Here is a 13,537-nt window from a genome sequence, read left to right as displayed (position 1 = left end):
CGGAAGGGTGGTACTATTGAGTACTGCCCTTTTTTAGCTCTGTTTTCTAAAATAATTCCCTTCTTTTCTAAGGAGAGAGTTCGGAAGAGGTTCAATTTCATGATATTCTTGCGCCCGTTAGTGTGCTCACCAACGGTTTGATAAGTTTCAAACAGCCGGTGAGGACACCGTCTGTTGCTACCTAAATTTATGAGTTAAACCTGTTCCCTCTCCTTTTTAAGGAGAGGGTTAGGGAGAGGTTCAATAATATCTACTTGTGTCCGTTGGTGTCTTCGCCAATGGTTTAGTAAGTGTCAAGTTGCCGGTGGGGACACCGTCAGACGCTGCTTGAATTTATGAGGTTCTCGTTTTTTCATCACAAAAAAATCCCCTACACACTTTGTGGTAGGGGATTAAGTAAGGAAATGCTTTAAAGCATTTTAATATGCGATCGATTTATTTGTGTTTGAGGAAATCTACCATAATATTGGCACTTTCATCCATTACATAGTCAAAATCAATTTTTGGCTGAGGTTCACCTTCTTTCCATACAGGCTTACCGTGCAGTTTTAATTCCTCATTGATTCTATTTCGGTTTTTAACTTTATTCGCTTCGCGTTCTTTTTTCAGCTTAGCTTCATTCAGTGTCACTTTAGGAACGGAATCCAATTTGTTAAAGGCATCGATATCCTCCAGTAAGAACTTATATTCCTGAGATTTCTCCATTCTTGCTTTGTGGATGGTTTCAAGTTTTTTGACAACATCATCTAAGTTTGCAACTTTTTTGAAGTTTGTAGACTTGATCTGATCCCAAGGCAATGCTGCAGGTTCTGAACTTTCACCGAATTTTTCTGCGGAGAACTGGGTCGGGAAAGTAATGTCAGGAGACACACCTTTGTGTTGTGTACTGCTACCATTGATTCTATAGAATTTACCCATTGTGATATTGATCTGTCCGAATTCAGGTGCACCGTTAGGAGTATCTGGGTCCTTTTCACCTTCTGCCTTTAATAATAAACGGCTTGTAGCACTGATAAAGCGAGACATATCTACAGCAGATTGTACAGTACCTTTTCCATAACTTTGAGAACCTAAGATCAGTCCTCTGCCATAGTCCTGAATAGCTCCTGCAAAGATTTCAGATGCTGAAGCCGAGAATCTGTTGATAATAACACCAAAAGGTCCGCTCCAGGCCATACCTGCTTCTTCATCATTATCTACTTCTATTCTGTTACGGGTATCACGAACCTGTACTACAGGGCCTTTATCAATAAATAATCCGGTCAATTCGATTGCTTCCTGCAGGGATCCTCCGCCATTACTTCTTAAATCCAGAATTACGGCATCCACTTTTTCCTGTTTTAAGGTATCCAGAATTAATCTTACATCACGAGTTGTACTTTTGTAGTTCGGATCACGTTTGCGATAGGCGTCAAAGTCAATATAGAATTTTGGAAGGTTGATCACACCTATTTTGTAGGTTTTGCCATCATCACCTTTGACCATTTTTATCTCTTTTTTGGCAGATTCTTCCTCCACAACGATTTTTTCTCTTTTCAGGGAGACAATCTTTGGCTGAGCGGTCATTTCCTGACCGGCAGGAATGATTTTTAATCTTACGATTGTTCCTTTAGGGCCTTTGATCTTCGCTACTGCAGCATCTAATCTCCATCCTATGATATCTTCAAATTCACCTTTTTCGCCTTGTGCGACACCAATGATTTTATCATTCATATGAAGACTTTTGTCGCGGAAAGCAGGACCTCCCGGCAATACTTCCGAGATAGTGACAGCTTCATTGTCTATCATCAGTCGTGCGCCTATACCTTCGAAGGTGTTGGACATGCCTTCGTTGAAAGCTTGCGCAAATGAAGGATTATAGTATGTTGTATGCGGATCTACAGCATCTGTTAACGCAGACATTATCAACTGAAATGCATCATTAGCATTTGTCTTTTTTGCCTGAGAGATCAGATTGTTGTAGCGTTTGCGTAAAGTTTCTTTTTGTTTAGCCGCATCATCTTCTTTACCTGTGCTGCTTAGTTTAAGGTTCAGAAGATCATATTTTACTCTCTTGCGCCATTGTTCTTTAGCTTCGTCATCTGTTTTGAACCAGTTAAGCTTTTCTCGATAAGCAGTGTAATAATCATCCTGATTAAAATCCTGAGGAACATCAATCTGCGCTAAAGCATAATTCATTCTTTCCAGATAGCGTTTTGAGTATACATTGAAAATATGAAATGCAGCCGAAAGATCTCCGCTTTTGAAATCCTGACTCAGTTCGTTTTTATATTGCTGAAACTCATCAATATCCGATTGGAGCAGATAGTTTTTGCCCTGATCCATAGATTTGATCAGATTGTTAAATACGAGATTAGAAAGCGAATCGTTCATCGGAACTTTCTTATAGCTGACATTCTCTAATAGATTTGCCACTTCTTTCGCTATAATCTCGTGCTGCATGGTGGGTTTTACGCCTCCTTCCCCTTCTTCCAGATTGACCCTTGGCTTGGCACCACAGGCTACAATAGAAACGATAGAAAGAGCAAATACTAGATTTTTAAACATAAATTTATAGTTGTTAAAATTCATTCGCGTGAAACAAAATTGATTGTTCGACTCTTAAACGTTAAAATTAAATAAAAATGTATGATGTATGTGTTACAAGGACTAAATATAGTAACTATTTTACATCCAAAGTCAAATATTATTACAAATCTGTGTCTTAAACGGAAGTAACATTAGAAAAAACAAAATGAAAACATGAGGGTTAATCATACAGGAAGACAGCTAATTCAAATACAGATATGAAAACAATTTTTTTAATACTACTTACAATGGGAATGGTACAGACTGGTTTTGCTCAGCTTCAGGAAGTGGACTATAGCGATGGAGAACAAAAACTAAAGGGATTATTATCCGGAGCAGATCAGAAGAATAAACCCGGGGTACTGATCCTGCCTGCATGGATGGGTATTGATGAAGAAGCAAAGACTGCGGCCGAAAATCTGGCAAAAGCAGGATATACGGCTTTTATTGCCGATATATATGGTCAGGGAAATATACCAAAGACTTCTGCTGAAGCCGGTAAGATCGCAGGACAGTTTAAATCTGACTATGCCTTATATCAACAACGAATTAAAGTGGCTTTGGATGAACTGGTAAAACAAGGAGCGGATCCGCAACGTATAGCTGTCATTGGTTACTGCTTTGGCGGAACCGGTGCATTGGAAGCTGCACGTGCGCAACTACCTGTTAAAGCTGTGGTATCTATACATGGCGGACTTGGAAAAGGAGACCGAGCGAATGGTCCTGTCCGTACTAAAGTATTAGTATTACATGGGGCTGCAGATGCAAGTGTGCCGGCAAGTGATATTGTGGCTTTGCAAAAGGAATTGGATGAGGCTGCCGCTGATTGGCAAATGATCTATTATGCTGCAAGCAAGCATACTTTCACTAATCCTAAATCGCAGGATTACAATCCATTGGCAGCAAAACGCTCCTGGCAACATTTGATGATGTTTCTGGAAGAAGTTCTGGAGAAATAAATTAAGAAAACCTTATAACACAAATCTCTCCGTTTCAGGATAAAACGGGGAGATTTTTTGTTTTCAAATAATCGCTTTAATGTGTTTTAAGCTTATTTATTTGAAGAGTTCAGCTCGTAGCGCCCAGTATTTTTCGAGTGATTCCTTTGCTGCGCTGTAGTCTTTTAATTTCATAAACAGCTCGCCGATTTTGTTTTCAATGGCTAATTGTAAAAGTTTATTATCTTCTTTTTCGGCTAATTTGCGGGCGTTTATAAATTCATTTTTAGAAACTTTCAGGTTGCCATCATCAAATTTGGATTCAGCCAGCATATATTCCAGTTCAGCCAGTTCTCCGGGCAGACTTTTCTTCTCTGCCAGTTCGCGCGCCTGTAAAAGAAACCACTGGGCTTGTGTATGCTTTTTCTGCATCTGATAGATCAGTGCAAGTTGCTCCCAGGCCAGTATCTTGCCTTCGTAAGAACGTGTTTTGTTGTATAGCGGGATAGCTTTTCGGATAATCGTCTGCTCTGCGGATTTAAAATCTCTGTCAAATGCCTGAATTGTCGCAATCTTAACCAAAGAATTAGCCTGATCCAGATATGTTTTATTCTGAATGGCATTTTTATAGTACTGCTCCTGGAAATTAGCTGCCTGTTCAAATTTTTGATCAAACAGATAGAGGTTCGCCAGATTGAACTGAATAATGGACAGATCATTTTTGTTTTCTGTCTTTTGTACTGTAGATAGTGCTTCTTCCAGTTGTTTCAATGCAAGCGGATAAGCTCCGTTTTTGATTGCATATAATGCGGACTCATTCAAAAGGCCATACAGTGTATTCATGTTGTCTGCATTGCGGGTCTGCTGAATAATAGTTTCCCAGGCCTGTGGTGTTGCAGGGAGAGGGGAGATCAGATATTGCAGCTGTGCCGAATTGGAAGTCAGCTTGTAATCAATCAGAAAGCGTTGTAAGGTCAGTGCAATGGCAATGGTATCTGCGAAGGTTTGTTTGTTTTTATACGCATCATGTAAGATTTCTTCTGTGGTACGTGGAGCAGGGACAAAATAGACCGGAGGACCTATGCCGGCAAAGTTAGGGTTGTATTTGCTGATGTAACCGGCAGGATCTTCCTGATCTTTTTGCTGTGCAAAGGAAGGGGCAGAAATTGAAAACAGACCGATCGTCAGGAATAAGACTAATCCTGTAATATTCATTTTATATTTAGTCATAAAAAAAGATAACATCATATGTGAAAAACGGAGCTCTTCAGCAGAGGTCCTTCTGTAAAGTTATTGTAATCCGTTGAAAGTCCATGAAAAATCTGCTAAGTTTGTTACTATCATGGCAACACGAATTCCATTAGCAGAACGAATGCGTCCCCGAAATATTGTCGGATATGTCGGGCAGGAGCATATTGTAGGAGAGGGTGCGGTATTGCGAAATGCACTTGAACAAAATAATATTCCATCGATGATATTGTGGGGTCCTCCGGGAGTAGGGAAGACTACTTTAGCCCTGTTAATGGCTAAAGCATTGGACCGGCCTTTTTTTAGTCTCAGTGCGATACAATCCGGTGTCAAAGATATCCGGGAAGTCATTGAAAAGGCTGATCAACTGCAGAAGTTCAATCAGGAACAACCGATACTTTTTATAGATGAGATTCATCGTTTCTCAAAGTCTCAGCAGGATTCTCTATTGGGAGCTGTTGAACGGGGACTTGTTACATTAATAGGTGCTACTACGGAAAATCCCTCTTTTGAAGTGATCTCCGCGCTCTTGTCCCGTTGTCAGGTATATGTATTAAAGCATCTGACTGAAGAAGAACTGATCGGTATTGTAAATTCGGCTATTTCTGAAGACGAATTTCTAAAAGAAGAGAAAATAGAAGTTCTGGAATATGAAGCTTTATTACGTCTTTCAGGAGGTGATGCACGTAAGCTGCTGAATGTGCTGGAGCTTGTAGTAAATGCGTCTCTAAGCCTGAATAAGCCGATTACAAATGAATTTGTGCTTAAGCAGGTGCAGCAGAATATGGCGATCTATGATAAGACCGGGGAGCAGCACTATGATATTATTTCAGCTTTTATCAAGTCGATAAGAGGGAGTGATCCCAATGCGGCTGTCTATTGGCTGGCTCGTATGATTGAAGGCGGGGAAGATCCTTCCTTTATTTCCCGCCGGTTGCTGATCCTTGCATCAGAAGATATTGGCAATGCTAATCCTAATGCGCTGTTACTGGCTAACAACTGTTTTCAGGCAGTGAATGTCATAGGCTGGCCCGAATCCCGCATTATTTTATCCCAAACAGTCACTTACCTTGCAAGTTCAGCGAAAAGCAATGCTTCATATGAGGCCATCAATAAAGCGCAGGGACTTGTCAAGCAGACAGGCGATTTGTCTGTTCCTCTTCATCTTCGTAATGCACCTACTAAACTGATGAAAGAGCTTAATTATGGGACTGAATATAAATATTCACATGCTTTTCCGGGTAATTTTGTCGATCAGGAATTTATGCCGGACAAGATCAGTGGCACATTACTGTATGATCCTGGGAAAAATGCTGCGGAGGAGAAACTTCGCCAGTCACTCAAAGAAAAATGGAAGAATAAATACGGATACTAAGAGTATGGTGTTGATATAGAAGCCAACACCACGCTGATAAGCAACTGTATCAGCGTCCGGGCCAGCAGTCTGACAAACCTGTTTAAAGAATCTTATTTTAACGTTCTTTTTGGCACATCAGGCTTTCGTTGATACCTCCGTGGCTGAAATTACAATCGAAGTCAGGAGATTCTGTTAATTTTACGAAAGTTGTATATCCTACTAAGTTTATCTAGATTTGTAACCTACATGGCATTACAATCATTTATTGCAATAGATTTCGAGCTGGCAACTGCTGCCTACAATAGTGTGTGTTCTGTTGGTATTGTGCGTGTTGACCAGGGAGTAATCACAGACGAATTTTATAGTCTGGTCAAACCTCCGAAGAATGAATACATGTGGCAGACGACCCGTGTTCATGGCATCAAACCCAAAGACACCGCAGATGCACCTACTTTTGAGGAGATCTATCCAAAGATTAAAGATCTTCTTCAGAACAAAAAGATGGTCGCACATAATGAAAAATTTGATCGTGAAGTATTATCCAAAACAATGAAGGCCTGCGGTCTGGATTATCGTGAGCTTCACTTGCCGGTCATGTGGGAATGCACCAGCAAAATCTATAGGGACAAGGGCTTTAAAAAAACAAAGCTTAATTTATGCTGTGAGATCATGGGTATAGATCTGAATCATCATGAGGCTCTATCAGATGCGAAAGCAGCCGCTTTCCTTTACCTGAAGCAAAATGAAGTCACTCAGGAGTTGTTAGATCGTGTATTTCCTGCGGAAGAATTATTGATTCAACCGGATGAGGTTGCTAAAAAGGGCGAGCCAGATAACGGAAGAGATGGTGTTGTGTAGTCAAGTACATCCTAAACGCAGGTATTAATATTGCCGGATTATAGATTTCAATTGAATCAGAATATATGAATGCAAATCCCTTATTAAACAGTAAAATATATATTGCAGGACACCGCGGAATGGTTGGTTCAGCAATAGAAAGAGTACTACGTGCTCGAGGATATACAAATATTATTGGCAAAACCAGTAGCGAACTCGATCTGCGGGACCAGCAACAGGTAGGAGATTTCTTTGAAAAAGAAAATCCTCAGGTCGTGATTGATGCTGCCGCACGTGTAGGCGGAATACTCGCAAATAGTACTTATCCCTATCAATTTCTGATCGAGAATCTTCAGATTCAGAACAACCTGATTGATTTTGCAGTTAAGGGAAATGTCGAAAAATTTATATTTTTAGGGAGTTCCTGTATTTATCCTAAGTTTGCTGCGCAACCCTTGACAGAAGATTCTTTATTGACAGATACACTGGAACCGACTAATGAGGCGTATGCTATAGCAAAGATTGCTGGTGTAAAAGCCTGTGAAGCGGTCAGGAAGCAGTATGGTAAAGATTTTGTCAGTCTGATGCCCACTAACCTGTACGGAGTCAATGACAATTTTGACCTGAACAGCTCGCATGTATTGCCTGCAATGATCCGTAAATTTCATGAAGCTAAGTTGGCGGGCGATCGGCCGGTTACACTTTGGGGGTCGGGGACACCGTTACGGGAGTTTTTATTTGTAGATGATCTGGCGGAGGCCACAATTTTTGCCTTAGAAAATACATTACCGGAACATTTGTACAATGTAGGTACAGGGGAAGACCTGAGTATCCGTGATCTGGCCATTGCTATACAAAAAATCGTAGGGCATAAGGGGGAGATTTTGTGGGATTCGGAAAAACCGGACGGTACTCCGCGCAAACTAATGGATGTGTCTAAAATGCACGCTTTGGGTTGGAAACATCGGGTTGAACTGGAGGCTGGAATACAAACAACTTACAAGTGGTTTTTAGCAAATACTGATCGCTATAAAGAAGTAAAATTGTAGTTTTGCTTTGTTAAAGTATGCTTTATAAACAAAATAAATCTATAAAAAATAGGGTTGTAAAGTAGCTTTAATGTTGCATTCAGTGTATAAAAGCAGATAAACAACGTAACAATATCACATATAACAGAAAAAACGGTAATTATATAAAGATGAAAACAGCATTAATCACGGGAATCACCGGACAGGACGGAGCTTATTTGGCCGAATTGCTTTTGAGTAAAGGGTATATGGTTCATGGGATTAAGAGAAGATCATCATTATTTAACACAGCCCGTATAGATCATCTGTATCAGGATCCTCATCATCCTCATCAGCGAATGAAGCTCCATTATGGAGATTTGACGGATTCCATGAATCTGACGCGTATTATTCAGGAGACACAGCCGGATGAAATCTACAACCTTGCGGCGATGAGTCATGTAAAGGTTAGTTTTGATACACCGGAATATACAGCCAATGCAGATGGTATAGGTACGTTGCGTATTCTGGAAGCTGTGCGTCTGTTGGGTTTGGAAAAAAAGACAAAGATATATCAGGCTTCAACTTCAGAATTATACGGTCTGGTACAGGCTGTCCCGCAATCTGAAACAACTCCTTTCTATCCGAGATCTCCTTATGCCGTAGCAAAGATGTATGCGTACTGGATTACAGTCAATTACAGAGAAGCCTATGGTATGTATGCGTGTAATGGTATTCTTTTTAATCACGAGTCTCCATTACGCGGAGAAACTTTTGTAACACGCAAAATTACAAGGGCCGTTGCTAAGATCGCATTAGGTTTGCAGGATAAGCTGTATATCGGGAATCTGGATGCCCAGCGGGACTGGGGACATGCAAAAGATTATGTGGAGGCGATGTACCTTATTCTTCAACAGGAAAAACCGGAAGATTTTGTCATTGCGACAGGTGTAACCACAAAAGTTCGCGAATTTATCCGTATGGCATTTGCAGAGGTCGGTTTTCACCTGCGATTCGAAGGAGAAGGAGTCGATGAAGTTGGAATTCTGGATCATATAGACGAAGCTATAACAAGTGTTTTATTAAAAGATTATACTCCGACAGTCAAGGTTGGAGATGTTTTGATACATGTTGATCCGGCTTATTTCCGTCCTACAGAAGTAGACCTGTTAATCGGTGACCCTACAAAAGCGAATACGCAATTAGGCTGGAAACCTAAATATGACCTGGCCGGATTAGTACAGGAGATGGTGGCCTCTGATGTTGATTTATTTAAAAGAGACTGTGAACTGATGAAAGCAGGACATAAAGTTGTCAATCAGGCTGAGTAAGTTTTTATTTTTATAGTGCAAGCTTAAGAGAAGCGACGCTTGTGATCAGGCTGTTTAATGAATTGGGTACAAGCGGACGCTGCACCATAGAAGTGACAAGGACCCAACCAGATTAATGCTCTTCTTGAAAAGGAGAAATGCCCACAGGACAGAGAGGCTCTGGTGAAGTTATAGAGACTGTAAAGGCAAAGGTGGACGCTCATCATAGAAGTGGCAACGGTTTCGCGAATTAGTTTCTCTACTCCTTTTTTATCGGGAGGGCTTAGATCCTGTTCATATCAACCTCAAGACTTCCGTTGATGAGAATACTAACAAATGTTTCTGGGGCGTTTGCCAGTCACAGGGAGACATTAATCAAGGATCGAAAAACCGTTGATGGGTACAGCAACGAAGCTTAAGCAGACCGATAAACGAAAGAGTATTTTTTTTATCTGACTATTAGTGAATTAGCTCTAAGCAGATGCTTTAGCAAGATAGGTGCTGTTTCACTTATTAGGTGGCCAATTAATCAATTCATTATTGCTAACTTTACAATTGAAAGAGATTAAATTATCTTTATTTATTAAATGCGTATATAAGGCATATAATTTGCTTATTGCTGTTGGACTTTTGATAAGTGGATTAGTATAAAGTGGTAATTTTATACTTTCAAAAGATGATATAAAATTAAAATGAAAGATATACAACATAAAGATGTCCGTATAGGCATCACATTTAGTGCATTTGATCTGCTTCATGCCGGTCATATCAAAATGCTGGAAGATGCTAAACGTCAGTGTGACTTTCTAATCTGCGGACTTCAGACAGATCCTACCATAGATCGTCCTGAAAAAAATAAACCTACGCAGACTGTTGTAGAGCGTTATATCCAGCTCAAAGGATGTAAATATGTCGATCAGATTGTTCCTTATGCTACAGAACAGGATCTGGAAGATATTTTGAGGGCATTCAAAATTGATGTTCGTGTCGTAGGAGATGAGTATAAAGAACGGGATTTTACCGGGCGTCAATATTGTGAAGAAAATGGTATTGAGCTCTATTTCAATAGCCGTGACCATCGCTTCTCAAGCTCAGGGCTCCGTCGCATTGTGGCTGAGAAGGAAGCACAAAATACACAGTCATAAGTCTTGATCGTACAATCATAATTCAAAAAGTCTTTTTTGAGGTATAAAATTACCATAATACACGGATATGCAGGATAGCATGAATATCGCCGTTATCGGACAGGGATATGTGGGGTTACCTTTAGCGCTGGCCTTTTCAAAGTATCATCAGGTTACCGGATTTGATATTAATGAAACAAGAGTTGCTGAACTTAATAGCGGATATGATCGTACTTTGGAAATCTCTAAAGAAGAATTGCTTGCCCTGATCAATGGGGAAGAATCTTCTTCTATTATGGGTTATGTGGCCAGTAGTGATCTTACGGATATAAGAGATGCTCAGGTATATATTATTACCGTACCTACGCCCGTTGATGCTTTTAATACCCCAAATCTGCAGCCTCTTTTATCCGCGACCCGTCTTGTGTCAAGTGTATTAAAAAGAGGAGATATTGTAATCTATGAATCCACTGTTTACCCAGGCTGTACAGAAGAAGAATGTGTACCTCTTTTGGAGAGAGAATCCGGACTCACATTTAACAGAGACTTTTTCGTGGGATATTCGCCTGAGCGAATTAATCCGGGAGATAAAATAAATACCTTGTCTTCAGTGGTAAAAGTGACTTCCGGTTCAACACCTGAAATCGCTGTTGTCATTGATCAGTTATATAAACAGATTATTACAGCCGGAACGCATCTTGCTCCTTCTATTAAAGTTGCGGAAGCGTCCAAAGCGATAGAGAATGCACAACGGGATGTCAATATTTCTTTTGTAAATGAGCTGGCGTTGATCTTTGATCGCATGGGGATTGACACTAATGAGGTGTTGGAAGCTGCGGGAACAAAATATAATTTTTTAAAATATAAGCCCGGATTGGTCGGCGGACATTGTATCTCTGTGGATCCCTATTACCTGACATACAAAGCAACACGTCTGGGCTATCATCCTCAGGTGATCTTATCAGGTCGTCAGGTGAATAATATGATTGCCACTTTTATAGCTAAAAAGCTAATAAAGCTTATGATCTCCAGAGAAACCGCTTTAATGGGTGCCAGAGTCTTGATATTGGGCGTTACATTTAAGGAGAATTGTGCAGATTACCGGAATACAAAAGTAATGGATATTATCCGTGAACTGCAGGATTTTGGACTTACTGTAGATGTCTATGATCCATGGGTAGATGAGGAGGCATTTGAAAAAGAATACAATATCCGTATTTTAAAGGAGCTTTCTTCTCTTGTATTCTATGATGGAGCTGTATTAGCTGTTGCTCATCATCAGTTCGGGCAGATTGAACCGCGATCTCTGGTCAAAGAAAATGGAGTAATATTTGATGCAAAAGGATTTTGGGATAAGCAATCAGTGGATGCCCGACTGTGATATCAATATAGTAGAGCACAGAGAATCAAATTGTGTTTTTTGACAAGAGTGTTGTTTTAATTATTAATTTTGACTAATACATTTTTACATATGAAAATAGGGATTACATTTGGCGTTTTTGATTTACTTCATGCCGGACATATTATGATGTTGGAAGAAGCAAAGAGAAATTGTGATTACCTGATTGTAGGATTGAATACGGATCCTTCGGAAGTCTTTCCTGAGAAAAATAAACCTACACAAACTATTGTTGAACGGTATATTCAACTGGAAGGCTGTCGTTATGTGGACGAAATTGTTCCTTATACCAGTGAGCAGGATCTGGCAGATATTATCCAGGGAATGCCTATAGATATACGGATAATCGGAGAGGAATATCGGGATAAGGATTTTACCGGACGTCAGTATTGTGTGGATAAAGGTATTGAGATCTATTATAATAAACGTACACACCGGTTCTCCAGCAGCGGGTTAAGAAGGGTTGTAGCAGAGAAAGAGTCGGATAAATAGTCGAGTCGATAAAGTTGGCTTTAGTGTATTTGCCGCTATAATACCTCTCTCCTTGAAAAGGAGAGAGGTGTAATAAGTGAAGTTTGACAAGATTAAGGTTTCTTTTGCGTTTGTTGGTGTCCACACCAACAATATGACTGACAGAATTATCCGCAATAGGAGCTGCCGATGATTGATTTTGTTTTTAAACCGATATAGCCTATTGACAATATTATAAAATTTAATTAAAATATAGTAACAACATAAAAATGAGCAATATTGTACACGTTATTCTCTCTGGCGGAGTTGGAAGCCGTTTGTGGCCTTTGTCACGTAAGAGTTATCCCAAACAATATCTGAGTCTTTTTAAAGAAGGGTCATTGTTTGAGATGACAGTCAATCGTAATCAGACTTTGGCTGATCAGGTTATTGTTGTCGGTAACAGAGATAATCATCAACTCAGTCGCGAGGTGATGGAAAACAATGGTATACAATATATAGATATAGTTGAATCCACTCCCCGAAATACGGCTGCGGCAATTGCTTTTGCTGCCTTTGCAGCCAAATCGGATGATATTCTGATTGTTACCCCTTCGGATCATGTGATTGTGGGCGAGCAGGCCTATGAAGAATCGATGAAGAAAGGGATTGAAAAGGCCTCTCAGGGATATATAGTTACATTTGGTATACAGGCCACACGCCCTGAAACGGGATATGGCTATATCGAGTATCAGGGCGATCAGGTTATCTCCTTCAGAGAAAAGCCAAATCAGGATACTGCAGAAGATTTTATTGAACGGGGAAATTTTCTGTGGAACTCGGGAATGTTCTGTTTCAGAGCGGATACTTTTCTACAGGAATTACAACAATTTGAGCCAAAAGTATATGCTACGGCTTTAGCTGCATGGAAACATCGCAAAGACAACTTGTTAGATGAGCAGTTGTCTAAGGAAATCCCGGCCATTAGTATAGATTATGCGGTAATGGAACGGTCGAAGAAGATTCGGGTTGTGGCAACGCATTTCAACTGGTCCGATCTGGGGTCTTTTGAATCTATGTATGATTATCTAAAACAGACGGGTCATCCGGTAGATGAAAATGGCAATATGGTAATCGGTACAGATACCTATACTGCTTTTGTGGGATTAAAAAACACTATTCTCGTATATACCAAAGATGCTTTTCTGATTTTACAGAAAGAAAAATCACAGGATGTCAAGAAGATTTATAATACTTTGGAAAGGCATCAGTCGAAATTGATAGATTAATCAGCAAAAA

At 40.1% G+C, this 13,537-nt stretch carries 11 protein-coding genes; 9 read left to right on the top strand and 2 right to left on the bottom strand.

Annotation, left to right across the window (positions count from 1 at the left end):
* Window positions 1–435: 435 nt before the first annotated feature.
* The gene (locus tag I6J03_RS07840) at window positions 436–2,547 is read right to left on the bottom strand and encodes a carboxy terminal-processing peptidase (RefSeq protein WP_236586220.1); all 2,112 of its coding nucleotides are present in this window, start codon (window positions 2,545–2,547) and stop codon (window positions 436–438) included.
* Between the two features lie 239 nt (window positions 2,548–2,786).
* Here I6J03_RS07840 and I6J03_RS07835 point away from each other — a divergent pair, with 239 nt between their 5' ends.
* The gene (locus I6J03_RS07835; RefSeq protein WP_003009076.1) at window positions 2,787–3,527 is read left to right on the top strand and encodes a dienelactone hydrolase family protein; all 741 of its coding nucleotides are present in this window, start codon (window positions 2,787–2,789) and stop codon (window positions 3,525–3,527) included.
* A 96-nt stretch (window positions 3,528–3,623) separates the two neighbouring features.
* Here the strand turns inward: I6J03_RS07835 and I6J03_RS07830 are convergent, their stop codons facing one another.
* Entirely contained in the window at window positions 3,624–4,736 is a 1,113-nt protein-coding gene (locus tag I6J03_RS07830) for a tetratricopeptide repeat protein (RefSeq protein WP_003009074.1), read from the bottom strand.
* 112 nt (window positions 4,737–4,848) lie between these two features.
* On the opposite strand from I6J03_RS07830, the gene I6J03_RS07825 reads away from it, so the two are divergent.
* The 8 genes from I6J03_RS07825 (at window position 4,849) to I6J03_RS07790 (ending at window position 13,527) form a co-directional block, all read left to right on the top strand.
* Window positions 4,849–6,129 (top strand): replication-associated recombination protein A, encoded by a 1,281-nt coding sequence (locus I6J03_RS07825; protein WP_039990149.1) that lies wholly within the window; start codon window positions 4,849–4,851, stop codon window positions 6,127–6,129.
* A gap of 228 nt (window positions 6,130–6,357) precedes the next feature.
* Window positions 6,358–6,969 carry a 3'-5' exonuclease gene (locus I6J03_RS07820; protein WP_003009069.1) on the top strand — a complete coding sequence of 204 codons (612 nt, stop codon included), beginning with the start codon at window positions 6,358–6,360 and terminating at the stop codon, window positions 6,967–6,969.
* 65 nt (window positions 6,970–7,034) lie between these two features.
* Window positions 7,035–7,997: a GDP-L-fucose synthase family protein gene (locus tag I6J03_RS07815; RefSeq protein ID WP_003009067.1), complete on the top strand. Its 963-nt coding sequence runs from the start codon at window positions 7,035–7,037 to the stop codon at window positions 7,995–7,997.
* A gap of 149 nt (window positions 7,998–8,146) precedes the next feature.
* A complete protein-coding gene (gene gmd / locus I6J03_RS07810; protein WP_003009065.1) occupies window positions 8,147–9,286 on the top strand; it encodes a GDP-mannose 4,6-dehydratase in 1,140 nt (379 codons plus the stop codon).
* 671 nt (window positions 9,287–9,957) lie between these two features.
* Complete coding sequence (locus I6J03_RS07805) at window positions 9,958–10,410, top strand: adenylyltransferase/cytidyltransferase family protein (RefSeq protein WP_003009061.1); 453 nt, start codon at window positions 9,958–9,960, stop codon at window positions 10,408–10,410.
* A gap of 67 nt (window positions 10,411–10,477) precedes the next feature.
* A complete protein-coding gene (locus I6J03_RS07800) occupies window positions 10,478–11,770 on the top strand; it encodes a nucleotide sugar dehydrogenase (protein WP_003009060.1) in 1,293 nt (430 codons plus the stop codon).
* Window positions 11,771–11,860: 90 nt separating this feature from the next.
* Complete coding sequence (locus I6J03_RS07795) at window positions 11,861–12,280, top strand: adenylyltransferase/cytidyltransferase family protein (protein ID WP_003009058.1); 420 nt, start codon at window positions 11,861–11,863, stop codon at window positions 12,278–12,280.
* Between the two features lie 248 nt (window positions 12,281–12,528).
* Entirely contained in the window at window positions 12,529–13,527 is a 999-nt protein-coding gene (locus I6J03_RS07790) for a mannose-1-phosphate guanylyltransferase (RefSeq protein WP_002998051.1), read from the top strand.
* Window positions 13,528–13,537: the final 10 nt, after the last annotated feature.

It is taken from the genome of Sphingobacterium spiritivorum (assembly GCF_016724845.1).
In the GTDB taxonomy this organism is placed as follows: domain Bacteria; phylum Bacteroidota; class Bacteroidia; order Sphingobacteriales; family Sphingobacteriaceae; genus Sphingobacterium; species Sphingobacterium spiritivorum_A.
The sequence above is the reverse complement of the archived record's forward strand: the minus strand, read 5'-3'. Positions and strand labels throughout refer to the sequence as shown.

Coding starts and splice junctions, on each gene's coding strand:
- I6J03_RS07795 (WP_003009058.1), top strand. CDS start 11,861: ATGAAAATAGGGATTACATTTGGCGTTTTTGATTTACTTCATGCCGGA.
- I6J03_RS07820 (WP_003009069.1), top strand. CDS start 6,358: ATGGCATTACAATCATTTATTGCAATAGATTTCGAGCTGGCAACTGCT.
- I6J03_RS07825 (WP_039990149.1), top strand. CDS start 4,849: ATGGCAACACGAATTCCATTAGCAGAACGAATGCGTCCCCGAAATATT.
- I6J03_RS07800 (WP_003009060.1), top strand. CDS start 10,478: ATGCAGGATAGCATGAATATCGCCGTTATCGGACAGGGATATGTGGGG.
- I6J03_RS07815 (WP_003009067.1), top strand. CDS start 7,035: ATGAATGCAAATCCCTTATTAAACAGTAAAATATATATTGCAGGACAC.
- I6J03_RS07835 (WP_003009076.1), top strand. CDS start 2,787: ATGAAAACAATTTTTTTAATACTACTTACAATGGGAATGGTACAGACT.
- I6J03_RS07805 (WP_003009061.1), top strand. CDS start 9,958: ATGAAAGATATACAACATAAAGATGTCCGTATAGGCATCACATTTAGT.
- gmd (WP_003009065.1), top strand. CDS start 8,147: ATGAAAACAGCATTAATCACGGGAATCACCGGACAGGACGGAGCTTAT.
- I6J03_RS07830 (WP_003009074.1), bottom strand. CDS start 4,736: ATGACTAAATATAAAATGAATATTACAGGATTAGTCTTATTCCTGACG.
- I6J03_RS07840 (WP_236586220.1), bottom strand. CDS start 2,547: ATGTTTAAAAATCTAGTATTTGCTCTTTCTATCGTTTCTATTGTAGCC.
- I6J03_RS07790 (WP_002998051.1), top strand. CDS start 12,529: ATGAGCAATATTGTACACGTTATTCTCTCTGGCGGAGTTGGAAGCCGT.